Annotated in this window: 19 protein-coding genes; 11 read left to right on the top strand and 8 right to left on the bottom strand. The window is 62.2% G+C overall.

Going from position 1 to position 23,197, the window contains the following annotated elements; all coding sequences use genetic code 11:
• The first annotated feature begins 254 nt into the window (after window positions 1–254).
• The 9 genes from V7651_RS03350 to V7651_RS03310 all read left to right on the top strand — a co-directional run bounded on the left by V7651_RS03350 (window position 255) and on the right by V7651_RS03310 (window position 10,696).
• Window positions 255–1,025 carry a hypothetical protein gene (locus V7651_RS03350; protein WP_335612155.1) on the top strand — a complete coding sequence of 257 codons (771 nt, stop codon included), beginning with the start codon at window positions 255–257 and terminating at the stop codon, window positions 1,023–1,025.
• 190 nt (window positions 1,026–1,215) lie between these two features.
• Window positions 1,216–1,353 (top strand): hypothetical protein, encoded by a 138-nt coding sequence (locus V7651_RS03345; RefSeq protein WP_335612154.1) that lies wholly within the window; start codon window positions 1,216–1,218, stop codon window positions 1,351–1,353.
• Between the two features lie 62 nt (window positions 1,354–1,415).
• Entirely contained in the window at window positions 1,416–2,312 is an 897-nt protein-coding gene (locus V7651_RS03340) for a glycine--tRNA ligase subunit alpha (RefSeq protein WP_335612153.1), read from the top strand.
• 81 nt (window positions 2,313–2,393) lie between these two features.
• Window positions 2,394–2,759, top strand: coding sequence for a hypothetical protein (locus tag V7651_RS03335; RefSeq protein WP_335612152.1), 366 nt, complete (start codon window positions 2,394–2,396; stop codon window positions 2,757–2,759).
• 95 nt (window positions 2,760–2,854) lie between these two features.
• A complete protein-coding gene (locus tag V7651_RS03330; RefSeq protein ID WP_335612151.1) occupies window positions 2,855–3,382 on the top strand; it encodes a hypothetical protein in 528 nt (175 codons plus the stop codon).
• Between the two features lie 95 nt (window positions 3,383–3,477).
• Entirely contained in the window at window positions 3,478–5,601 is a 2,124-nt protein-coding gene (gene glyS, locus V7651_RS03325; protein ID WP_335612150.1) for a glycine--tRNA ligase subunit beta, read from the top strand.
• Window positions 5,602–5,818: 217 nt separating this feature from the next.
• A complete protein-coding gene (gene ppdK / locus V7651_RS03320; protein ID WP_335612149.1) occupies window positions 5,819–8,512 on the top strand; it encodes a pyruvate, phosphate dikinase in 2,694 nt (897 codons plus the stop codon).
• A 429-nt stretch (window positions 8,513–8,941) separates the two neighbouring features.
• Window positions 8,942–10,030 carry a cell wall hydrolase gene (locus tag V7651_RS03315; protein WP_335612148.1) on the top strand — a complete coding sequence of 363 codons (1,089 nt, stop codon included), beginning with the start codon at window positions 8,942–8,944 and terminating at the stop codon, window positions 10,028–10,030.
• Between the two features lie 9 nt (window positions 10,031–10,039).
• Entirely contained in the window at window positions 10,040–10,696 is a 657-nt protein-coding gene (locus V7651_RS03310; protein ID WP_335612147.1) for an O-methyltransferase, read from the top strand.
• Here V7651_RS03310 and V7651_RS03305 read toward each other — a convergent pair.
• From V7651_RS03305 to V7651_RS03270, 8 genes are all read right to left on the bottom strand, one after another.
• Window positions 10,693–11,502, bottom strand: a complete 810-nt coding sequence (locus tag V7651_RS03305) for an SDR family oxidoreductase (RefSeq protein WP_335612146.1) — start codon at window positions 11,500–11,502, stop codon at window positions 10,693–10,695. The two genes, V7651_RS03310 and V7651_RS03305, sit on opposite strands and share 4 nt — an antisense overlap.
• Before the next feature lie 43 nt (window positions 11,503–11,545).
• Complete coding sequence (gene nadC / locus V7651_RS03300; RefSeq protein WP_335612145.1) at window positions 11,546–12,400, bottom strand: carboxylating nicotinate-nucleotide diphosphorylase; 855 nt, start codon at window positions 12,398–12,400, stop codon at window positions 11,546–11,548.
• 3 nt (window positions 12,401–12,403) lie between these two features.
• Complete coding sequence (locus V7651_RS03295) at window positions 12,404–13,969, bottom strand: L-aspartate oxidase (RefSeq protein ID WP_418887208.1); 1,566 nt, start codon at window positions 13,967–13,969, stop codon at window positions 12,404–12,406.
• Window positions 13,953–14,420: a hypothetical protein gene (locus V7651_RS03290; RefSeq protein WP_335612143.1), complete on the bottom strand. Its 468-nt coding sequence runs from the start codon at window positions 14,418–14,420 to the stop codon at window positions 13,953–13,955. The genes V7651_RS03295 and V7651_RS03290 overlap by 17 nt, the downstream gene beginning before the upstream one ends.
• Window positions 14,421–14,502: 82 nt before the next feature.
• Complete coding sequence (gene nadA / locus V7651_RS03285) at window positions 14,503–15,645, bottom strand: quinolinate synthase NadA (protein WP_335612142.1); 1,143 nt, start codon at window positions 15,643–15,645, stop codon at window positions 14,503–14,505.
• Between the two features lie 208 nt (window positions 15,646–15,853).
• Window positions 15,854–18,073, bottom strand: a complete 2,220-nt coding sequence (locus V7651_RS03280) for a hypothetical protein (RefSeq protein WP_335612141.1) — start codon at window positions 18,071–18,073, stop codon at window positions 15,854–15,856.
• An 84-nt stretch (window positions 18,074–18,157) separates the two neighbouring features.
• Complete coding sequence (locus V7651_RS03275) at window positions 18,158–19,615, bottom strand: amidohydrolase (protein ID WP_335612140.1); 1,458 nt, start codon at window positions 19,613–19,615, stop codon at window positions 18,158–18,160.
• An 80-nt stretch (window positions 19,616–19,695) separates the two neighbouring features.
• Window positions 19,696–21,729, bottom strand: a complete 2,034-nt coding sequence (locus V7651_RS03270) for a lytic transglycosylase domain-containing protein (RefSeq protein WP_335612139.1) — start codon at window positions 21,727–21,729, stop codon at window positions 19,696–19,698.
• 89 nt (window positions 21,730–21,818) lie between these two features.
• Here V7651_RS03270 and dapA point away from each other — a divergent pair, with 89 nt between their 5' ends.
• Together dapA and smpB are read left to right on the top strand one after the other, a co-directional pair.
• On the top strand, window positions 21,819–22,697 hold the full coding sequence (gene dapA / locus V7651_RS03265) for a 4-hydroxy-tetrahydrodipicolinate synthase (protein ID WP_335612138.1): 879 nt from the start codon (window positions 21,819–21,821) through the stop codon (window positions 22,695–22,697).
• Between the two features lie 9 nt (window positions 22,698–22,706).
• A complete protein-coding gene (gene smpB / locus V7651_RS03260) occupies window positions 22,707–23,186 on the top strand; it encodes an SsrA-binding protein SmpB (protein WP_035535519.1) in 480 nt (159 codons plus the stop codon).
• The last annotated feature ends 11 nt before the right edge of the window (window positions 23,187–23,197 follow it).

Here is a 23,197-nt window from a genome sequence, read left to right as displayed (position 1 = left end):
TGATGCGGTTCCATCGACGCGCCAATTGGGAGGCTGCGATGCTTACTATCCTGTTCTGGCTGATGATCATGATGGGTTGCTGGGTCGCCATAATGGGGCATCCGGCCGCCTCAGGGCAGATAATGAAACGAAGGCGGGGCTCTGAACGGCAGCGCCGTAACCGCAGCCCTTTCTGAGCCTTTTAGGCCGGATTTTTACTTTTGAATCATGTCGCTCTATCCTTATTGATCCTGTGGGATCGAAGAGGCGCGCAGATGATGAAACGGATATTGGTGTCATTCGGCATGATCGCGGCCATGGGCCTGCCGCAGGTGGCGCAGGCCGACAAGTTTGCGGATGGCTATTCCGCCGCCCGAAAGGAAATGAATGCGCTGGGCGACAAGGCGCTTGCCGGTGACGCATCGGCCCTGAAGGCCCTGCAAGACGCGGCCGGTAATTGCGCGGACACCTATCGCTGCCCGGCCTATTCCGATGTCACCTGGCGCGGCGCCGCAGCGGCCACCAATCTCGGCTGGTTGTACTGGAGCAAGGAGGCTTTTGGTGCGGACCAGAAAAGCAGGGGCATGGCCTACTTCGCCCAGGCCGCCCTGCTCGGGTCTCCGCAGGGCCTGTACCAGGTAGGCGATTGCATGCGGGACGATTGCCTGCCTGCGAATGTACAGGCGGTGTCGTTCGGCGAAATCTTCAAGGCGGGGAGCTATAAACCCTTCTTCGGCGGCAGGTATGAACACCTGAAGGCGGTGTCGGCCGTTCTCGGGCAGGCGGCCGATCGGGGTCTGGTTGCGGCGGCGGTAGAGAAAACGAAGGTGGATAATCAGCTGGTCGGCATGGCCCGGAACGTCCTGAGGGATCGGGATAGGCGCACGGCGGCGATCTATTCACATCTCAACGGGATCATCGATGTTAGCCTCGCAGGACTTGCTGCGGAACCGAGTGCGAAGCAGCGTGATTTTCTGGAGATCGCCCTGTCAAATGCGCGTGCGCAGGTCGGTCAGGTCGACGCTGAGGTCCCCGCGGCGCAATGAACACTGATGCCCCTGGGTGGTCGTTCCGAGGCCGGTCGACGGCTCATGGAAGGGTATTCGATCGCCTGGTAAGGTGAACTCGGTGGGTATTCGGAGTCCATTCCCGGACCCATCATCCGGATTCAACTTGCAAACGCTTGCCATCTACCCACCTCAGGTAGAGGATGAAGGCACAGGAAAGGCTCGTTGCATGATGTTCGGCGTTCTCCTCTTTGGATCTGTCTTTTTCGGGCTCGGTATCGCCATGCTCGGGCATCCGGCATTTTACCGCGCGCTGACCGGTCGCAAGAGCGGCTCGGCCGACCATGCGGACTCCAAAGGCCTCTGACGCTTGCGTGCTGCGGCGGTGCCCTGTAGGTCCGGGCGAGACACAATTTCCGGACAGTTTCAATGCCTGCGCCCAAAGCCCAACCGAAACCGAAATCCTTCCAGGACCTGATCCTGACGCTGCAGGCCTATTGGGCCGAGCAGGGCTGCGCAATCCTGCAGCCCTATGACATGGAAGTCGGCGCGGGCACGCTGCATCCGGGCACGGTGTTGCGGGCGCTGGGGCCGAAGAACTGGCGGGCCGCCTATGTGCAGCCATCGCGGCGCCCGAAGGACGGACGCTATGGCGAGAACCCGAACCGGCTGGGTCATTATTACCAGTTCCAGGTCATCCTGAAGCCGAACCCGGCAAACCTGCAGGACCTCTACCTGACCAGCCTCTACAAGATCGGCATCGACCCGATGGTGCACGATATCCGCTTTGTGGAAGACGATTGGGAGAACCCGACCGTCGGCGCGTGGGGCCTCGGCTGGGAAGTCTGGTGCGACGGGATGGAAGTCAGCCAGTACACCTATTTCCAGCAGGTCGGGGGCCTGGACGTATTCCCAGTGTCAGGCGAGCTGACCTATGGGCTTGAGCGTCTCGCCATGTACGTCTTCGGCGTCGACAATGTGTACGACTTGCCCTTCAACGATCCGGACAGCGCCGTGCCGCTGACCTATGGCGACGTGTTCCTCGAGAATGAGCGCCAGCAGAGCGCGTTCAATTTCGAACATTCCGATGTCGAGATGCTGAAACGCTGGTTTGCCGATTGCGAGAGCCAGTCGAACGCCCTGCGCGATGCAGGCAAGCCGTTGCCGGCCTATGACTATGCGCTGAAAGCCAGCCACACGTTCAACCTGATCGATGCGCGCGGCGCCATCAGCCCGACCGAGCGGCAGGCCTATATCGCCCGCGTGCGCGACCTTGCACGCGGCGCGGCTGCGCAATGGGCAGAACAGGAAGAAGCGCGCAGCTAATCGGACAAAAAAGCGATTTTGCCCAGATTGCAAAGCCTGAAGCGGCCAGTAGAATTGCAGGCTTGTTCTTCGGAGACCTTCATGAAAACCAGCCTTTTCGTCGCAGCGTTAGCCCTGCTCTCCCTTGGCGGCTGCGAGACCATGTACGAGTCTACGCTTCTCGAGCGCGAGACAATATACAACGACCAGAACCTCTACATTTACAGTGACTTTGAAGAGGATTTCGATGGTTCCCGCTATTGGAACTTCTGGGCGCAGAACAACAACACATATCCGATCTGCCTTGGTCTGACCCTCGCCCCGAATGCCTCGACGAGCGGACACAGTTTCGAAGGCAGGCATTATATCTCACCCGGGCAGACCAAGGGCGTTGGCTATGTCTATGCTCCGGCGCAGTTCGAGATAGAATCGGATGTGTGGAACCCCGACAGTTCAGGCAATTGCTAGCGAGACGGGACTTGGCCGAGCAGGAAGAAGCGCGCGCTTCCTGATTGAAACGGATTGGCCGTCTAGGCGTAGGTGTGGGCAGAGGAGACCTGCCCATGAAATTCGTATCTGCCCTATCCGCTCTTGCGCTCGCTGCCGGGCTTGCCGCGTGCGGCCCGCAAACAGAGGCGCCTTCGCCTGATGCCACCGTGACCGAAACGGAGGCTGCTGACATGCCGACGGTGACGCAGGAGCCTGTGCCGATCGAGAAGGCCGAGGAGGCTTCGGCCTGGGAGCTGACGGACTTCACGCCCGCCACCAATGAAATCTATTGCAGCTTCCATGCTGTGAACGCCGAGAGCGAACCGGGACTGCTGCTGTTCATGACCGAGATTGCCGGGGTGCCGGCCCCCGCAGCTATTGGCCTTGAAGGCGAACCCGTGCCGCTTAAGGAAGTTTCCAAGACGGACAATGAGGGCACCAGTACATGGCTTTATGCCAATGAGGCGCGGGGCCTGATGGTCCAGCTGGAGGTAACGGAGGTCGGCGACGGGTTCGAGTACAAGAGCTATGAGGGCACGATCCAGGTAACCCAGCCGGAAAGCGGGACCGCCGTGCCCTTTAGCGGAACGTGCGGCGTTTAGATTGCCGCAGGCCATGTGATCTGGCGCGCAAGTCTTGACCCCGGCGCAGGCGCGTCTATGCCGTGCAGTCTCACTTTCCAACGGCTGGACTCCCCATGGCTGACCTTCTGCTCGAGATCTTTTGCGAGGAAATCCCTGCGCGCATGCAGGCCAAGGCCGAGGCCGATCTCGGCAAGGCGCTGGGCGATGCGATGAAGGGGGCAGGCCTCGGCTTTGACGCGTTGGAGACGGCCAGCGGGCCACGTCGCCTATCTGTTCATGTGACCGGCCTGCCGGTGAAGTCTGCGGATGTCGCCGAAGAGCGCAAGGGGCCGAAGGTCGGTTCGCCGGAGCAGGCGATTGCGGGCTTCCTGAAGGGCGCGGGGCTTACCTCGATTGAGCAGGCCGAAGTGCGCAGCGACCCCAAGAAGGGCGACTTCTATGTCGCCATGCTGGACAAGCCGGGCCGCCTGACAGCGGACGTTGTGGCCGAAGCTGTGCCCGCGATCATTCGCGGCTTCCATTGGCCGAAGAGCATGCGCTGGGGCACGGGCGAGCTGCGCTGGGTGCGCCCGCTGCAGCGCATTGTTTGCGTGCTGGATGGCGCGATTGTGCCGTTTGAGATTGATGGCCTCGCCAGCGGCAATGAGACCGAGGGCCACCGTGTGCACGGGCGCGGGCCATTCACGGTAACGGGCTGGGCGGATTATGCGAAACAGCTGGAAGGTGAAGGCCATGTGCGGCTGACGCGCGATGCGCGGCGCGATGTGATCGTCAAGGGCATTGCCGACGTTTGCGCCAAGGCGGGGCTGAGCTGGGTCGAAGACGCAGGCCTGCTGGAAGAAGTGACGGGCCTTGCCGAATGGCCGGTCGTGGTGCTGGGGGACATGGACCCGGACTTCCTGGACCTGCCCCCGGAAGTGATCACGCTGTCGATGCGCACGCACCAGAAATACTTCGCGGTCAACGATGCCAAGAGTGGCAAGCTGGCGCCGCACTTCATTGTGGTCGCCAATATCGACGCGTCTGATGGGGGTAAACAGATCGCGGCGGGCAATGCGCGGGTCCTGTCGGCGCGGCTGTCGGATGCGCGCTTCTTCTGGGAGAAGGACAAGGCAACGCCGCTGGACGAGATGGCCAAGAAGCTGTCGACGATTGAGTTTAAGGCAAAGTTGGGCTCGCTCGCCGATAAGGTGGAGCGCGTGGCGGCACTGGCGCGCGAACTGGCACCAGCCGTGGGCGCGGATGCGGACCTCGCCGAGCGCGCGGCGCGGCTGTGCAAGGCGGATCTCGTGTCGGAAATGGTCGGTGAGTTCCCGGAACTGCAGGGCGTGATGGGGCGGTATTATGCGCTGGAGGCGGGGGAGCCTGCGTCAGTCGCCGATGCGATCCGCGACCATTACAAGCCGCAGGGCCCGTCAGACGCCGTGCCGACCGATCCGGTCAGCATGGCCGTGGCGCTGGCCGACAAGCTGGATACGCTTGTGGGCTTCTGGGCGATTGACGAGAAGCCGACCGGATCGAAGGACCCGTTTGCTCTGCGCCGTGCGGCGCTGGGCGTGGTGCGGATTGTGTTGGAGAATAGTCTCCGCGTGGGGCTCAGGCACCCATTCGACCTTGCCGGTAAGCATTTCGATTTCAATTCGGGCAAACGTTACGATCTTGAGTTCTTCTTCGCAGACCGGCTGAAACAATTCCTTCGCGACAAAGACCAGCGCCACGACCTCATCGATGCTGTTTTCGCGCTCGGCGAGGATGATCTCGTGCTGATCACGCGCCGCGTTGAAGCGCTGGGCGCTTTCCTTGATACGGAAGACGGGAAAGACCTACTGGCCTTGTACAAGCGGGCCTCCAATATTCTGGCGAAATCCGCGCCCACGGCCGCGCCCCTGCCTTCGCAGGGGACACGGCCTGAGGATTCCGGGTCCCCTGCGAAGGCAGGGGCCGGAGCCGAGCTTGCGGTGGATGCCGCCCTCATCAAAAAGGGCCCCAAGGAAGAGCAGGGGCTTTATGCGGCGCTTTCCAATGTCGGCGAGGCGATTGTGGCGCCGCTTGAGGCTGAGGATTTTGCCGGGGCGATGGGCGAATTGGCCAGGCTGCGCGGGCCGGTCGATGCCTTTTTCGAGGGTGTCATGGTGAATGATGACGACCCGGCCGTGCGGGCCAATCGCCTGGCGCTGCTCAGCGATGTTCGCGCTAACCTGCACAAGGTTGCCGATTTTTCGCTGATTGAGGGCTGACTGCCCCAATTCTGAACGATTGCGGAGGCAAGGCGTTTACCAATGCGTGGCATATGAGCCACGCATGTTTGACTCCGGGTGGGGTCGTACAGAAAACTAGCGCGATGGGCGATTTCACGCACGTCAGGGTCTGGCAATACCGGTTGCAATGCAGCATAGGAATTGCAGGTTTTGTGGCAGGAATCTGATCCACACGGTCGATAAAAGGGTGAAGTACATGGGTGAACCGGCTTTGAAACACGCAGAACAGACCTGGGTTTACGGGTTCGGCGGCGGGACGGCCGACGGCGATGCGTCGATGAAGAACCTGCTCGGTGGCAAGGGCGCTAACCTTGCCGAAATGGCCAAGCTCGGCCTGCCTGTGCCTCCCGGCTTCACCATCTCGACCGCTGTTTGCACCGCTTATTACGAGCTGGGCCGCGATTATCCTTCCACGCTCGCGCCGCAGGTGGACGCTGCGCTGATCGCGTTGGAGAAGGAATCCGGCAAGGGCTTTGGCGATCCGGAAAACCCGCTGCTCGTCTCCGTGCGCTCGGGTGCGCGCGCCTCGATGCCGGGCATGATGGACACGGTGCTGAACCTTGGCCTGAACGAGGCTTCCGTGAAGGGGCTTGCGACGCTGGCCGGTGACCGGTTTGCCTATGACAGCTATCGCCGTTTCATCCAGATGTATTCCAATGTGGTGCTGGGCCTGCGCCATGACACGTTCGAGCATATCCTTGACGATTATAAAGAGCGCCAAGGCTTTGAACTCGACACAGAGATGCAGGCTGAAGACTGGAAAGCCGTGATCGTTTCCTACAAGGAAGCCGTCGAAAAGGCGCTCGGCAAGCCCTTCCCGGATGATCCGAAGGAACAGCTCTGGGGCGCCATCTCGGCCGTGTTCGGCTCGTGGATGAACGACCGCGCGATCACCTATCGCAAGCTGAATGATATTCCCGCCGAGTGGGGCACAGCCGTGACCGTGCAGTCCATGGTATTCGGCAACCTCGGCGAAACGTCGGCCACGGGCGTTGCGTTCACGCGCGACCCGTCGAATGGCGAGCCAATCTTCTATGGCGAATACCTGATCAATGCGCAGGGCGAAGACGTTGTGGCGGGCATCCGTACACCGGCGCCGATCTCGCGCGAGCGGGCAGATACACTGGGTTCAGCCGACGCGCCACTCGAAGAGGCCATGCCGGCCGTCTATGCCCAGCTGCGCGATGTCGCGAACACGCTGGAGCGCCATTATAAAGACATGCAGGACCTGGAGTTCACGGTCGAGAATGACCGGCTCTACATGCTGCAGACCCGTAACGGGAAACGCACCGCCGCCGCCGCGCTGAAAATCGCGGTCGACATGGCGCGCGAGGGCCTGATCACCGAGAGCGAGGCCGTGCTGCGCCTCGAGCCATCGCAGCTCGACCAGCTGCTGCACCCGACCATTGCCGACAATGCGGTGCGCGACGTGATCGTGACCGGCTTGCCAGCCAGCCCCGGCGCCGCCGTGGGCAAGGTCGTGTTCGACAGCGAGGAAGCGTTTGCGTTGGCCGAGAAGGGCGAAGACGTCATCCTCGTTCGCGTCGAGACCAGCCCGGAAGACATCAAGGGCATGCACGCGGCTCGCGCCATCGTGACGGCGCGCGGCGGCATGACCAGCCACGCAGCCGTTGTGGCGCGCGGCATGGGACGTCCTTGCGTCTGCGGCGCCGGTGGCCTGCAGATCGATATGGCCAAGGGCGTGTTCCGCATCATGGGCCGCGAAGTTAAAAAGGGAGAAGTCATCACGGTGGACGGTGCTGCCGGTCAGGTGATGCTGGGCGCTGTCGAGATGAGGCAGCCTGACCTGTCGGGCGATTTCGGCACGCTGATGGAGTGGGCTGACAAGGCCCGCCGCCTGAAAGTGCGCGCGAACGCCGAAACGGCGCTCGATGCCCGCACGGCGGTTGATTTCGGCGCCGAAGGCATTGGCCTTTGCCGCACTGAGCACATGTTCTTTGATGCGACACGCATTCCAGAAGTGCGTGCGATGATCCTCTCGAATGACGAGAAGGGCCGCCGCGAGTCGCTTGCGAAACTGCTGCCGATGCAGCGCAGCGATTTCGAGGAACTGTTCCGCATTCTTGGCGAAATGCCGGTGACGATCCGCTTGCTCGATCCGCCGCTGCATGAATTCCTGCCGCATTCCGATGCTGACATGGACGAAGTGGCCAAGGCGTCTGGCGTGTCGGTGGACGAGCTGAAGCGCCGCGCCGCTGACCTGCATGAGAGCAATCCCATGCTGGGACACCGCGGTTGCCGCCTCGGCATTACGTATCCTGAAATCTACGAGATGCAGGCGCGTGCCATCTTCGAAGCTGCGGTTAACGTGGCGAAAGAGACGGGCCGCCAGCCGATTCCGGAAGTGATGATCCCGCTTGTGGCTACCCACAAGGAGTTGTCGATCCTCAAGAAGGTTGTCGATGAGGCGGCTCAGGCCGTGTTCGCCGAGACCGGAACCACGCTGGAATACATGGTCGGCACGATGATCGAGCTGCCGCGCGCTGCGCTGCAGGCCGGCGACATTGCCAATTCCGCCGAGTTCTTCTCGTTCGGTACCAATGACCTGACGCAGACCACACTGGGCATTTCGCGTGACGATGCTGGCCGCTTCCTCAAGATCTACGAGGATAAGGGCATTTACGAGAAAGACCCCTTTGTGACGCTGGACCAGGTTGGCGTGGGAGAACTGGTGAAAATCGCTGCTGAACGGGGCCGCAAGACCCGTCCGAACATTAAACTTGGGATATGTGGCGAGCATGGCGGTGACCCGGCTTCGGTGGCGTTCTGCCATCGCTCGGGTCTCGATTATGTGTCCTGCTCACCCTACCGGGTGCCGATTGCGCGTCTTGCTGCGGCACACGCTGCCCTCAAAGAATCGCTTAAATAGACAGCAGGCCGCTCGTTTCGATGGCAAAACGGTGTTGTAGTTTTGTCACACGTGCTTTGAGTGCCAATGACCTGCCCCGCCGGGGCGGGTCATAAATTCTTATGAAATTCAACAGAGTGCGCGCGTGTTTTCGTACATTACGCGAATGTCATACGCACATGCCGGATTCACCTTTCGGAAATGTCACTGACGGAACTGGCTGAGTTCTTGCTAGGAAGGGGGCTGGCCGCCTACTTCCCGCCTAGAAGCGGGGCCGAAACGGTCTCTGAATTTTAGTCAAACCAAATACGCCCGGGTCAAAATGACGAAGTCATATCGTCTGCCGGGGATTGGGGAGCGGTGATGTTGTTAAGGGTTCTTAAACCACGACGGGCGACTCTGACGCCAATGAGTGGGCTCCGAGAGAAGCTCAAGCGTTGGTGGATGACGATGACAGACGACGAACAGCGAGATATTTTTGTCCGCGGTGCAACGATTGCCGTCTGCGCCGTAGCTGCGACTGTGACTTTGCCCATGGTCGGCCAGATTCAGGCCGAAAAGCGGGCTGACGCCGATTTCCGCGAGCAGGCCGTGCGCCTTGCCAGCATGGAAGATGGCGGTGTGAGCGTACGTACGGCAGCTTATGCGCCTGCTCTGCTCGATACGCCGTGGATGCGTACCGTTGAATATACGCTGGAGCGCGACACCGGTTCCTCGATGAGCCGTTTTGCGATGCGCGACCGTGATGGCGCTGCGCTGAGCTCGCTGGTCAGCTTCCGCCCTGAACATATCAAGCGCGCCGAGGCGATCAGCGCGGAACAGAAGTGCATGGCGCAGGCCGTGTATTATGAATCGGCCCATGAGCCGCTCGATGGCCAGATGGCCGTTGCCGAAGTCATCGCCAACCGCATGCGCGATCACCGCTATCCTGACACTGCCTGTGGCGTCGTGTTCCAGGGTGCGACCCGCACAACGGGCTGCCAGTTCACGTTCACCTGTGACGGGGCGCTCAACACGCCTCCGATGGGCCGTAACTGGGAACGCGCCAAGACGATCGCTGCGCATGTCATGATGAATCTCAGCGTCGACAATACGGGCGGCGCAACGCACTACCACGCCACCTATGTCGATCCGATCTGGAGCGCAGGCCTCGTGAAGACCGACAAGATCGGCATGCACGTGTTCTATCGCTTCCCGCGCGGCTCCGAATGGGCCAGCGTTCGCAAGGGCTATGAAGCCAAGCGCGCTGAAGTGCGTATGGCTTCGCTCAGCGCGGATGAAGTGATTACGCCGGTTGATGGCGCGGCCACGTCCTATATCCAGACCGTTGAGGCCCCCACGATCGCCCCGGCGACTGTCACGACCTCTGACCGCACAATCACGAACGGCGCTCCGCGCCTGACCACGATCAAGTCGGTCGACTATGTTGAGCCTGAACTGAACACGCCAAGCAATGCCGACAAGGTTGCCGCCTATATGGCCAAGCAGACCGGCATCACGGTTGCCAGCAATGACGTGAATGGCTCGGCGCTTCAGTAGGCGGGCCTGATGCAGGACAAGATCTTTGAGACCGTCGATGCCTATATCGACGGTCTTTTTGCATCCGAGGATATGATCCTCGAGACCATCCGGGACCGGGCGCGCGCGGCGGGCCTGCCCGAGATCGAAGTATCGGCAGGGCAGGGCAAGTTCCTCTATCTGATGGGCAAGCTGACGGGCGCGGCCCGCATGCTGGAGGTCGGCACACTCGGGGGCTATTCGACCGTCTGGATGGCGCGGGCCCTGCCGGAGGGTGGACACATGACAACGCTCGAACTGGACCCGGCCCATGCCGTCTTTGCGCGCGAGACGTTCCGGCTGGCCGGTCTGGAAGAGGTTTGTCATGTGATCGAAGGGCCGGCACTGGAGAGCCTTCGGGCACTGCAAGGCCCTTTCGACCTCGTCTTCCTTGATGCCAACAAGGATCAATACCCGGATTACCTGGAAGAGGCGGCCCGTCTGCTGGTGCCCGGAGGCCTCCTGCTGGCCGATAATGTCATCCGCAAGGGCGCAGTGATCGACCCGCCCGAGGGCGATGTAATGGCGCGCGGGGCGGGCGCGTTCAATCGGCGCCTGTCATCGCATGCGCAATTTGAGTCGATTGTGCTGCAGCAGGTGGGCCGCAAGGGCCATGACGGTCTGGCGATGGCCCGCAAGCGCGTCTAGCTGCGCGGGGGAACGCTGGCTCTCACACGCTTGCGAATGGCGCCCGGCAGCCAGCGGGTCATGAAGCGCGCGCGCTCGGCGTCCTTGCCGACCATGTAGTGCGTTTCCTTGCCATGAGCGGCGTCCCAGGCACGTTCGGCGGCCATGGAGACGGGATAGACGGTCATGCCGTTCTCGCGCAACTGGTCCGACATTTTCACATTGGCGCCTTCGGTGGCGCCCATGTCGAGAATGGGTGTATCGACAAACCAGGGCATCAGGCTGGTGACACGGATATCGAGATCGCGGAATTCGGCGTCGAGGGCCTCCGTCAGGCCGCGCACGGCAAACTTGGTGGCCGAATAGACGGCGAGCTGCGGTGAACCGACAATGCCGGCCGTGGAGGCCGTGTTGACGATGCGCGAGGCAGGCGTCGCTTTCAACAGGGGCAGGCAGGCATGGACACCGTTGATGACGCCCTTGAGGTTCACGTCGATGACGGAGTCATTGTCTTCAGGCGCGACATCCTCGAACCAGCCATGGCGGCCAATGCCGGCATTGTTGAAGAGCACATTCATGGCGCCTTCGGTGGCCTCGCCGAAGCCTTTCACGGCGGCCGTCCAGTCAGGCCGCTTGCGCACGTCGAGTGTGGCGACATGGCAGTTCTGGATGCCGATCTCGTCAGCGACCTGGGCGAGGCTGGCGGAGTTCACATCATACAGGCCGCAATACCAGCCGCGTTTGAAGAAGTAGCGGGCCGTTTCGGCGCCGATGCCGGAGGCTGCGCCGGTGATGAATATGCTCTTGCGTCCGCCCGATCGGGTCATGCCCTGTCCTTCATGCGAGAAGTTGTGTCATCAACTCAGAGTGTCAGACGACATCTAGCCCCACGTCAAGGTTTGGTGCGGAATGGGTGAGAGCGCCGACGGAGATGAAATCAACGCCGGTTTCGGCAATTGCCGCCACGGTGGACAGGTTGACGCCGCCTGAGGCCTCAGCGACGACACGGCCGTCAATCATGGAGACGGCGCGGCGCAACATGTCCGTGTCCATATTGTCGAGCAGGACCGCATGGGGGCCGAACTTCAGCGCTTCTTCCAGCTGGTCAAGCGTGTCGACCTCGATCTCGATCATTCGCAGGTGGCCGGCATAGGCCTTTGCGCGGGTCATGGCCTCGGAAATTGATCCGCAGGCGGCGATATGATTGTCCTTGATGAGGATCGCGTCATCGAGGCCATAGCGATGGGCGGTGCCGCCGCCACAGCGCACGGCGCGCTTCTCAAGGGCGCGATGGCCGGGCGTGGTCTTGCGTGTGCAGACGATGCGCGCATCCGTGTGCGCGACAGTGTCGACGAACTTGCGTGTCAGCGTGGCAACGCCGGAGAGGCGGCCGATGAAATTCAGCATTGTGCGTTCGGCCGTCAGGATCGAGCGGGCCGTACCGTCGAGGCGGCCGACCACGTCGCCGGGCACGATGGCGCTGCCGTCCGGCTTCTCGATTGTGAGCTGCATCGCAGGGTCGATGAGGTGCAGCGCGTGGGTGGCGGCATCAAGGCCCGCAATCACGCCCGATTGGCGCGCCGCAATGACAACGCTCATTTTCGTTTCGGGCGAAATGGTTGCGTCGGTGGTCAGGTCGCCTGCGCGGCCAAGATCCTCTGCGAGCGCGAGGCGCACGATAGGATCAAGGATGATGGCGGGCAGGGACGGGGGAACGGGGCTCATGTATCAGGCAATCTCTTCAGCTGTCTCTTTGAATTCGCGCAGCAGGAACTGGCGTTCAGGCGCGCCGGTGTCCGGGTAATCGCTGCGATAATGCCCGCCGCGGCTTTCTTCGCGGGCAAGGGCGGCGCGCGCCATCAGGCCCGCGGTGACCAATGGCCGCGCCGGTCCATGCTGGTCGCGAAGCGTCTCGATGGTGTCGATAAGATCAGTCAGGCCCGATGCGTCACGCACGACGCCGCATTTGGCCGACATTTCGCCGCGCAGGGTCTGGAGGGCGTCATGCGGCAAGGAGGCCGGAATGGTGGCCGTCGAGGCGCCGGGCTCATCAAGGTCTGCCTCGCGAAGATGCGCGGCGATGCGATGGGAGAAAACGACGGCTTCGAGCAGGGAGTTTGACGCGAGCCGGTTGGCCCCGTGGGCGCCGGTCGAGGTGCATTCGCCGCAAACGGACAATCCGTTCAGGGTTGAGCGGCCCCAGAAGTCTGCCACGATGCCACCCATGTGATAGTGCGCTGCTGGCGCAATCGGGATCATGTCGAAGCGCGGGTCAATGCCGGCGCTCTTGCAGGCGCCAAAGACCGTCGGGAAATGTTCCGGGAAATGCGTGCCGACGGCTGTGCGGCAGTCGAGGAAGGCGCCCCGACCTGCGGCGCGTTCTGAATGGATCGCGCGGGCGACTTCATCGCGCGGGGCGAGTTCTTCCAGCGTATGGTAATTGGCCATGAAACGCTTGCCATCGCGGTTGCGCAGCGTGGCGCCTTCGCCGCGCAGGGCTTCGGTGGCAAGCGGGGCAGGGTCGCGGCCAATATCGATGGCAGTGGGGTGGAACTGCACGAACTCGACATCGGCGATGAGGGCGCCTGCCTCATAGGCCATGGCGATGGCGTCGCCCCTGGCTTCGCGCGGATTGGTGGTGACCTGGAAAAGGCCGCCGGTGCCGCCTGTGCAAAGCACGGTCTGGCAGGCCGTCTGGGTGGTGATGTTGCCGGCAGCATCGCGCAGGACAACCCCCGCAACGCGGTTCGTATCGTCTTGAAGCAGGCCGACAGCGCGCACGCCTTCAATGACTGTAATGTGGGTTGAGGCGGCGACCGCTGCGACGAGCGCATCCATGATCGCCTTGCCTGCAAGATCGCCTGCCACACGGGCGACGCGGGGACGGCTGTGGGCGGCTTCCAGCGACAAAGCGAGGGCGCCGTCAGGCGTGCGGTCAAACGGGACACCGAGCGAAATGAGGTCGCGGACGCGGGCGGGGCCTTCCTCGGCAATGAGGCGGGCAATGATGGGGTCGACGAGACCTGCGCCTGCATTGATCGTGTCGCGGGCGTGCTGCTCTGCGCTATCGAGCGGGTCGAGCGCAGCGGCGAGGCCGCCTTGGGCCCAAGCTGACGAGGCGGCCTGGCCGAGCGGGGCAGGCGAGATCACGAGGCAGCGGCGCGGCGCAAGCTCAAGCGCGAGGAAGAGGCCGGCAAGGCCTGCACCGACGATGAGTACGTCGCTCGCGGCCGCTGCTGGCGCGGTAATGGTTTGTATGTTCCCCCCGGTCACTGGATCAGGATATCCCGTCATTGGCTCGGCGGAATTCGGCCGGTGCCGTGACCGCAGAGACGAGCGCGCCGAACATGCGGTCAGCGGATTCGATTGTCAGTGTGAAATTGTCGGGCATGTAGATCAGGCCCTCGACCTTGGACTCCAGCATTTCCTCGATCTGGGACCGGATGGAGACCTGATCGCCATAACGGCTGGCCTGACAGGACTGGCGCACGACCGAACGGCCCCAGAAGGTGCACATCTCCACCGCCGTCAGCTCGCACGTATACTTGCCCTTGTCCGGATGGGGGGAGAGGTTCATCGTGCCGGTCATGACGCATTCGCCATTGCGATAGGGGCGCGTCTGGAAGCTCCAGGTGCCAAGCACATCCGTCTTGTCGGTGTCCTTGTCGTTCCCCGCCGAAGCCGGGAAGCAGGCGAGCAGGGACAGCGCAGCTGCCGCCGCGAGACGGGACCTGACCGGAAACATGCGGAACTCCTCTGTGCCTTTGCCAAAACGTCCGTCACAACCATAATCCCACCCCGCGCCAGCGCACAACTGCGCGGCTGCCTTACATGACCATTTCGACTTCCAGCGGCTTGAGGCCGGTTTCGAAGGCCAGGGGACGTTCCATCTTCGGCAGGGCCATCATGGCATCGAGTGCCTGTTTGGCCCGCACGCGGACGTCCTCGGGGATTTTTACCTCATACTTGCCCGTCACAAGGCAGTCATAGATGTTTTCCAGCGTGATCCGCTTCATATGCGGGCAAAGATTGCACGGCCGGATGAAGTTCACGTTCGGGTTCACGGCGGCGACATTGTCGCTCATCGAACATTCCGTCAGCAACACAACCTTGCTCGGGCTGTTTTCCGACACGTAATTGGCCAGCGCCGAGGTGGAGCCGGCGAAATCAGCCGCTTCCAGCACGTCTGGCGGACATTCCGGGTGGGCCAGGATGACGACGCCCGGATGGGCCTCGCGCAGCTGGTTCACATCGTCGGCCGAGAACAGCTCGTGCACTTCGCAGGCGCCGGGCCATGTCAGGATACGGATATCGGTCTGAGCGGCCACGTTCTTGGCCAGATACTGGTCCGGTACCATGATGACGGTGTCGGAATTCCATTCTTTCGCGACGGCCTCGACAACCTGCGCCGCGTTGGAGCTGGTGCAGGTGATGTGGCACTCGGCCTTCACTTCGGCGGTGCAGTTTACGTAGGTGACGATCGGATAGTCCGGATATTTCTGCTTGATCAGGCGCACATCGGCGCCCGTGATGGAGGCCGCGAGCGAGCAGCCTGCGCGCATGTCCGGGATTAGGACGGTCTTGCCGGGGGCGAGGATTTTCGAGGTTTCGGCCATGAAATGCACGCCAGCTTGGACAATCACGTCAGCCGCCGTGGCAGAGGCTTCACGGGCGAGCTGGAGGCTGTCACCGCGGAAATCGCCGACGAGGCTGAAAATGTCCGGCGTCATGTAATTGTGCGCCAGGATGACCGCGTTCTTCTCTTTCTTGAGACGATTGATGGCGGCCACGAGGGGCGCCACCGCAGGCCATTCCATTGGCGTCACGAAATCGGCGACCAGAGGATAGAGATGGTCGGTTTCGGCCTTGACGGTCGCGTCATAGGACAGGCCGCGCGCTTCGGCGGCAGAGGCGCCACGAAGGGGCGTCGGGGTGGGGCATCCGGGAGCTGAATCGATCAGACGGGCCATTTGTTCCTCCTTGCATCGCGCACTTATGCTCGATGTGAGTATAATATGGGCCTGAAAGCTTCCGTTTCAAGGGTATCCTTCAAACGGCTGGGATCAGGGCTCAAGTGCAAAGCTTCTGCGATAGTTATACGCACTATGAGCAAAAGGGTTTCTATAGGCGAGGCGACCGGCTGGCAAGTAGGGGCAGGTAAATGCCAGATCAGCTGCGCTAAACTCCGAACTGCTCGCCCTTGCCGCCTTCATTGCGAACATAGGCGATGACGGCATCGATAAAGGCGAGGGTGGCGCTGCCAGTCCCGTTCTGGCGGTCCTCGATGTTCATGCGGATCCTGAGCAATTGCTCTGCCGCCAGCACGCGCTCCGATTGCCGCCGCTGTCGCCGGAAATGCCATTCAGGGGCAGTGGTCGGGCTGATCTCCGGCAGGCTTGTGGCGTGCTCGGGACGCACGAGCCGCGCGGCAAGCGCCTTTGCTGCGTGCAGGGAATTCTGCTTGCCCAGAAGGGCAAAGGCGCGGGCGCGGACATGATCGAACTCGCGATCTTCCGAGATGAGGTTCAACAGCCGCGACAGACGCTTTGAATCTTCCAAAGACCATCTTGGCGAACCTGGCGCTCGGGCATCGGCGATGACATCGTCGACATAGCGATAGAATTTGCGGGCCCAATCGGCTTCCTCGCGTTTATCCTGAGGCGTATTGCTGAACATGTCGGCCAGCTTGGCCATTCGCTCGGTGACGGAGCCTACGACGAGATCGCGCGCGAGCCATTGCGCGACGGAACGCACGCGCTCGTCCTTGTCGGTGTAAAGCTCATTCAGGCGGCGGGTATTGTAGTAATAATCGCCCCGGTCGAGTTCCTGACTCTTCTCGAGATGTGCCCTGAAGAAGTTGAGGGCACGCGCTTTCACCGGGATTCCGTCTTCGCCGGGCTTACGGTAGGATTCCCGAAGGATGCGGCGCTCCATGAAGGGATCGAAAAAGTCGATCTGCCCGGCTTCGAACAGGCGCTTCTGGGCCTTGTTGCGTTGCATGATGCCGAAGGCTTGCAGCAGGGCAGCGATCAGGACGACATCCACGAGCAGGCGTGAAATGAACACGATGTGGCGGGCGGCCGCGCCTTTCGGAACGAAGGGCTCTTCCTGCGTCACGTCATAGATGTCGACCCAGTCGACAATGGGCACACCCTTGGCGAGTTCAGTGCCGAAGAATTTCAGCCATTCAATGAGGCCGGTGGATTGGGCCGCGCCGGTCAGGATCATCGGGTCGACCGGCTCGAACAGGTCGAAATGCATCTGGATCTGACGCAGGGCCAGGGGCACCAGCACGAACAGCCACGCATAGCCCATCAGGGCCTCGTCGCGCAGGTCATTGGCAAAACCGATGCGGAACTGGTCTGACCTTGTGGTCTGGATGCGCAAGGCTTTCTCGCGGTCATCCTCGACCCAGGCCCATCGGCGGCCGAGGCCGAAGATGATCAGGCTGGCAATCGCAATCGGCGCAAGGCCCCAAGGATGGGGCAGGGCATAGCCCATGGCCGAGAGCGGTAACATGATGAGCAGGAGGATCAGCTGCGGCACCATCAAGCCGCCCTGCGTTGCGCCCGAAAGCGGAGCGAGCAGGCGCACCATGGCCGCGTCGAGGCCGCTGACGAGGTAGCCCGGATGCATCGCAAAGCCCGCGTGAGCCACGTCGGGCTTCTCGGTATCTTCGCGTTCGCCGATCAGGCTGGAGAGGTGGGGCAGGAAGATGAAGGCGAGAAAGCCCATCACGACCAGCGCCATGATGACGAGGCCGAAATTCTGCTCCATCGAGAAGACCTGCTCGCCGGCCGCCCATGCGCCGGTACCAATGGCGCCGATCAGGGCAAGGCCGCCCAGCAGCGTGGCCATGCTGACCGGGCCTTCGGGGTGTTTGAGATAATTACGGTGGTCCTTGCCGCCAGCTTCTTTGGCAACGAGGTGAAAGCCGTAGAGCAGCGGCAGGAAGCCTGCACCAATCGCCCCGAGATAGATGCTGCGCTGAACCGGATGTGACAGGTCGACCGGCCATGGCCACGCGCCGAAGGGCACGTTCGGGCCGAAGGCGATCCAGGCCAGCAGTGAGAGAAGCAGGAACAGGAAGATGAAGGCTGTGTGGAACGCGGGCTGTTCTTCGGTGCCGGGGGCGTCGTCCTTGTGGGTGGCATCCCAGCGGTTACAGATGATGAACAGGCTGAGCGCGACATAGGCGGCAAGCGGCAAAGCGATGATGAGGCTCCAGGCGAGCCAGCCAGAGACAGCCTCGGTATTCTGAAGATCGGTAAGGGCGACGGCAAGGGCGCCGAGCGCCGCAAAGCCGAGGGCCCAGACGCCCAACCAGAGGTCTTCCTTGACCAGTCTTGTCCATCGCGGCCAGCCCGGCCGCCATTCCACGTTCAATACAGCCAGCATTGGCATCCCCACTCCACACGTGGGGAACCTTAACCATTTGTTAACTTCATTGGGAAGTTGAAAGTTGGGTCTTTGGGGGCGGCCCTAGTCCTTGAAGAGTTCAATGGCCGCCGCCGACATGGCCTCAACGCCTGTCGCAATGGTCGGGTCATAGTCCGGGGCGAAGCCCGACGAGTGGAGCGAGGGCAGGGACGCGCCGCCATTTTTGGACTCGGCATATTTGGCAGGCTCCACGGCGCCGAGCCAGAAGATGACGCTCGGGATTTTCTCTGCGGTGCGGGCGTACTGGCTGAAATCCTCGCCGCCCATGACGGGTTTGACCTCTTTGACGTTCGTGGTGCCGATGGCCTTGCCGACGGCTTTCATCGTGCGGGCCGTTGTGTCGGGATCGTTATAGGTGGCGGGCGTGTAGTCGCTCTCGACTGTGACTTCCGGCTCCGGCGCGCCGAAGGCTTCGGCTTCGCCCTTGGCGATGCGCTTGATGCCGTCGAGCAGCATCTGGCGGGTCTTGTCGTCATAGGAGCGTACGGTGATCAGCAGCGTCGCGTCATCCGGGATAATATTGTGCTTGGCGCCGGCCTTGAACGAGCCGACCGTGACGACGGCGCTGTCCTGTGGATCGGTATTGCGCGAAACGAGGCTTTGCAGCGCGACGACGATGTTCGAGGCGACGAGGATCGGGTCTTTCGTGGTGTGCGGGTAGGCGCCATGACCGCCGACGCCTTTGACGACGACGTCGACGCTGTCGACATTGGCGAGGGCGAAGCCGGTGGAATATTCGACCGTTCCAGCAGGCGCGACGGCCGAGACGTGCAGGGCAATATTGTAGTCAGGCTTTGGGAAGCGCGTGAAAAGGCCGTCGGCCAGCATGGCTTCGGCGCCAAGGCCGATCTCTTCGGCGGGCTGGGCGATCATGACCAGCGTGCCTTTCCACTTCTTCTTGTTGGCGATCAGGTCGCGCGCCGTGCCGACCCATGTTGTCATGTGCACATCATGGCCGCAGGCGTGCATGACATTGCTTTCAACGCCGGTCCATGTTGTCGCTTCGACCTTGGAGGCAAAGGGAAAATCGGTCTGTTCCGGCACGGGCAGCGCGTCCATGTCGGTACGGATCAGCACGGTCGGGCCATTGCCATTGCGGAACACGCCAACGATGCCATAGCCGCCGACACCGTCGATGACGCGGCCATTGTCTTTCATCGACTTGTCGACCACCCAGTCCTGGCCGAGGCCCGTGGTGACTTCAAAGCCGAGGCCCTGCAGTTCGGTGGCCAGGATGGCGGATGTATTGGCTTCCTCGAAGGAAAGTTCAGGCGCCGCATGGAGGCGTTTGTAGAGCTCAACAAGGGACGGGTCGGCGGTTGGAAGGGGCGTTGCCGGGGCACTCGCGGGGACAACGGAGTCCGTTCCTTGACCATTCGGGGTCGTCAGGACGGTCGGTCCCTTGCCGTCTGCCTTGGCTTCAGCGCCCTTGTCCTTGCCGGGGCCTCCGCAGGCAACCAGAACGAGGGCGAGGGCGGTCAAGGCGGCTGGACGGAACATAGGCGGGTACTCCTGAAACGGTTCAGGCGGACCCTAACGGAGTTTGGCGCCCTGCCAAGTGGCGGGCGGGCCACAGCAGGCTAGTTCTTGCCGCGCTCGAGATCTTCCGAAAGCTCGATATCCACAGGCGTTCCGGCGAGGCGCTGACGGTAGACCTGCGTGTTCTCGAGCACGCGCTGGACATAGTTGCGCGTCTCACCGAACGGGATGAACTCCACCCAGTCGACCGGGTCGACCTGGCCGGTGCGCGGATCGCCATAGTCCTCGATCCACTGCTTGGGCCGGCTCGGGCCTGCATTATAGGCGGCAGCGGTCATGATGTAGCTGCCTTTGAACTGAGAGAGCAGCGTGTCGAGGTGCTGGCCGCCAAGCGTCATGTTGTAGCCCGGGTCATCGGTCAGCCAGGACGTGCGGAAGGGAAGGCCCTGCATGCGCGCTTCGCGCTGGGCCGTGGCGGGCATGAACTGCATCAGGCCGCGCGCGCCGGCATGGCTGACGGCATTGGGGTTCATTTCGCTTTCCTGACGCGACAAGGCGAGCATCAGGGGGCGCTCGACCTGTGGTTCACGCAGCATCGGATAGCTCACAACCGGATAGGCGGCATCTGTTGCGACGATGCCCTTGGCGAGACCGGCCTTGGCGCCGCGCACGCCGATATCGGGCACATGATATTGATTGGCGAGCTGCGCGAGGAGGATGAAGTCGGCCTCGTTCTCAAGCTGGTCGTCAATGTGATAGGCGAACTCGCGGAACATGCGTTCTTCACCGGCCTCTCCGAGCAGGCGCAGGGCCTTGACCATGGGGCGCGCATTGAAGGCGGCGACCTGTTCAGGCGTTGGCTCACCGGAGGTGGCAAATGTCAGCTTCTTCTGGCCGAGCCGCTCGGCGGCAAGCTGTCCATAATAGACGAAATTATACTTGGCTGCGGCGGCATAGGATTCCACGGCCGCATCTGTCTGGCCGAGCGCATCTTCGGCGCGGCCGGCCCAGTATTCACCGCGGGCGAGGCTGATCGGCGTGCCGACGCTGGCGGTCATGTCCTGGAAGTGTTTCAGGCTGCGCTCGGGATTATTGTTGAGGCGCAGGGCAATCCACCCGGCGGCCCATTCGGCGTCGGCATAGTCGGACCCCTCGGTCATGCCATGCGGCGCGACGAGTTGGTAGGCCCGTGACCATTTGCGGTTCTTGAGATCGTCGCGCATGGCAACATTGCGCTCGTCCCACAGTTTGGAACGGCCGGCTTCGGGCACATCAGTGGCATTGATGCTGACGAGGAGCGGCGTTGCGCCTTCCTGGTTGCCGCGTGTGCGGCGCCAGCGGGCGCGATCGTAGAGCAGGCCCGGATTGTCCTGAAGGGAGGCAGGCACGGCTTCGACCAGCTTGTCGACATTGCGGCCACGGCCAGCCAGACCGATGCGCGCGTCGACCAGCTTGCGATAGTCTGAGCTGACGAGCGGCTTCAGGTTTGAGGCGGCGGTGCGCTGGTTGGTCCAAAGCAGGAATTCGATACGGGCACGGTGGTCGGCCTCGGTCAGCAGGCCGCCATAGGTGGCCAGCACGATGCGCTCGAGATCGCGCTCCATGGAATTATTGTGCCAGGCATCGCGGACGAGGGCCTCGGCCTTGGCGGGTTGGCCAACGGCCTTGTAGCTGCGGGCGAGGGCGATCTTGCCGGCGCCCGTGCGCGGACCGGATTGCGTGAGCCAGAGGATGCGGTCACCATGGCTGAGGGAGGAAAGATCGATGATCTCCTCGGCGCGCTTGCGCATGGCGCCCGTCTTCGGCCAGGTCGGCAGCGTATCCATGGCATTTTTGACTTCATCGAAGCTCATGCCCGGCACGCCTTCGCTGGCGCGCATCCACAGGATCAGGTTGCGTACGGCAGGGTCGCTGGCCCGTGCCTGAAGGTCTGCGACTTCGTTCCAGTCATAGCGGCCTGCGGCGTCGAGCGCCTTGTGCAGGATTTCCGCATTCTTCGCGTCAGTCGTCTGCGAGGCATAGACGCGCTGCGGCTTCAGGCTCGGCGCATCCGGCAGGCCAGACGCGGAAGCGCTGAGGGCGGCGAGGCCCAATAAAATCGAAACGGCGAAAGGGCGGTGTAATGGAGCTGTCATGGAGTTTATTTCTACGCCAAAGCATGAGAAGGCATTGTTAAATATTACGCTACAATTCCCACCAACTCCCTAATCACGGCAACAATACGATGTTTCATGGTTCAATCCCAGCACTGGTCACACCCTTCAGGAACGGGGCTGTCGACCGCAAGGCGTTTGCGGCGCTTGTCGAGCGCCAGATCGCCGGTGGGTCCAGTGCGCTCGTGCCCGTCGGCACGACGGGTGAAACTTCGACGCTAACCACCGAAGAACATAAGGACGTTGTGACGCTTTGTGTAGAAGTCGCTGCAGGACGCGTGCCCGTGATTGCGGGCGCAGGCTCGAATGCCACCGACGAGGCGATTGACCTTGTCGAACATGCCAAGGCGGTTGGCGCGGACGCGGCGCTGGTGGTCTGCCCCTATTACAACAAGCCGAACCAGGACGGTCTGGAGGCCCATTTCAGGGCAATCAATGACGCTGTTGCCCTGCCTGTCTTGCTTTACAATGTGCCGAGCCGGACCGTTGTGGATCTCTTGCCGGAAACCGTCGCGCGGCTTGCCCAGCTGCCGAACATCGTGGGCATCAAGGATGCCTCGGGCGACGTGGCGCGTGTCAGCCAGCATGCGGCCCTGATCGGCTCTGCGCAATTCGTGCAATTGTCGGGTGAGGATCCGAATGCACTTGGCTATCTCGCCATGGGCGGCAAGGGCTGCATCTCGGTCACGGCCAATGTGGCGCCGGACATGTGCGCCGCCATGCATGCCGCTTTCCATGCGGGCGACCTTGCCGGGGCGCAGGCCATCGAGCGCAAGCTGATCGCGCTGCACAAGGCGCTGTTCTGCGCGCCGTCGCCGGGCCCGGCCAAATATGCGCTGTCGCGCCTTGGCCTCTGCGAGCCGGATGTGCGCCTGCCGATCACGCAGCCGGACGCCGCTGCGCGCGAGACGATTGACGCCGCTATGGCACTCGCGGGCATCCATGCCTAAATAGACGCCATGTCAAAGACACAGCAAACCAAGGGCCGGGGCGATGGCCTCGTTGCAGAGAACCGGCGTTCCCGGCGTGAATACGCTGTGGAAGACACGCTGGAGGCCGGCATCATGCTGGTCGGCTCCGAGGTCAAATCGCTGCGGCAGGGCAAGGCGAACATCGCCGAAAGCTATGCCAGCGTCGAGGATGGCGGACTCTACCTGATCAATTGCGACATCCCGATTTATAATGCCGCCAACCGGTTCAACCATGAACCGAAGCGCAAGCGGAAGCTGCTGGTCTCCAAGCGGGAGCTGGCAAAGCTGTCGCAGGAAGTGGAGCGGGCCGGGCGCACGATCGTGCCGCTGAAACTCTATTTCAACGACCGGGGCATCGCGAAACTGCTGATCGGGACCGCGACGGGCCGCAAGGCGCATGACAAGCGCGAGGTTGAGGCCAAGCGCGACTGGCAGCGCCAGAAGGCGCGCATCCTGAAGGAGGGGTGAGGGGCTGCGCC

The sequence above is a fragment of the Hyphomonas oceanitis genome, assembly GCF_036964545.1.
Classification (GTDB): Bacteria; Pseudomonadota; Alphaproteobacteria; order Caulobacterales; family Hyphomonadaceae; genus Hyphomonas; species Hyphomonas oceanitis.
Note: the sequence above shows the minus strand (reverse complement) of the source record. Positions and strands in the feature narration are given on the sequence as shown.

Coding starts and splice junctions, on each gene's coding strand:
- V7651_RS03350 (WP_335612155.1), top strand. CDS start 255: ATGATGAAACGGATATTGGTGTCATTCGGCATGATCGCGGCCATGGGC.
- V7651_RS03345 (WP_335612154.1), top strand. CDS start 1,216: ATGATGTTCGGCGTTCTCCTCTTTGGATCTGTCTTTTTCGGGCTCGGT.
- V7651_RS03340 (WP_335612153.1), top strand. CDS start 1,416: ATGCCTGCGCCCAAAGCCCAACCGAAACCGAAATCCTTCCAGGACCTG.
- V7651_RS03335 (WP_335612152.1), top strand. CDS start 2,394: ATGAAAACCAGCCTTTTCGTCGCAGCGTTAGCCCTGCTCTCCCTTGGC.
- V7651_RS03330 (WP_335612151.1), top strand. CDS start 2,855: ATGAAATTCGTATCTGCCCTATCCGCTCTTGCGCTCGCTGCCGGGCTT.
- glyS (WP_335612150.1), top strand. CDS start 3,478: ATGGCTGACCTTCTGCTCGAGATCTTTTGCGAGGAAATCCCTGCGCGC.
- ppdK (WP_335612149.1), top strand. CDS start 5,819: ATGGGTGAACCGGCTTTGAAACACGCAGAACAGACCTGGGTTTACGGG.
- V7651_RS03315 (WP_335612148.1), top strand. CDS start 8,942: ATGACAGACGACGAACAGCGAGATATTTTTGTCCGCGGTGCAACGATT.
- V7651_RS03310 (WP_335612147.1), top strand. CDS start 10,040: ATGCAGGACAAGATCTTTGAGACCGTCGATGCCTATATCGACGGTCTT.
- V7651_RS03305 (WP_335612146.1), bottom strand. CDS start 11,502: ATGACCCGATCGGGCGGACGCAAGAGCATATTCATCACCGGCGCAGCC.
- nadC (WP_335612145.1), bottom strand. CDS start 12,400: ATGAGCCCCGTTCCCCCGTCCCTGCCCGCCATCATCCTTGATCCTATC.
- V7651_RS03295 (WP_418887208.1), bottom strand. CDS start 13,969: ATGACGGGATATCCTGATCCAGTGACCGGGGGGAACATACAAACCATT.
- V7651_RS03290 (WP_335612143.1), bottom strand. CDS start 14,420: ATGTTTCCGGTCAGGTCCCGTCTCGCGGCGGCAGCTGCGCTGTCCCTG.
- nadA (WP_335612142.1), bottom strand. CDS start 15,645: ATGGCCCGTCTGATCGATTCAGCTCCCGGATGCCCCACCCCGACGCCC.
- V7651_RS03280 (WP_335612141.1), bottom strand. CDS start 18,073: ATGCTGGCTGTATTGAACGTGGAATGGCGGCCGGGCTGGCCGCGATGG.
- V7651_RS03275 (WP_335612140.1), bottom strand. CDS start 19,615: ATGTTCCGTCCAGCCGCCTTGACCGCCCTCGCCCTCGTTCTGGTTGCC.
- V7651_RS03270 (WP_335612139.1), bottom strand. CDS start 21,729: ATGACAGCTCCATTACACCGCCCTTTCGCCGTTTCGATTTTATTGGGC.
- dapA (WP_335612138.1), top strand. CDS start 21,819: ATGTTTCATGGTTCAATCCCAGCACTGGTCACACCCTTCAGGAACGGG.
- smpB (WP_035535519.1), top strand. CDS start 22,707: ATGTCAAAGACACAGCAAACCAAGGGCCGGGGCGATGGCCTCGTTGCA.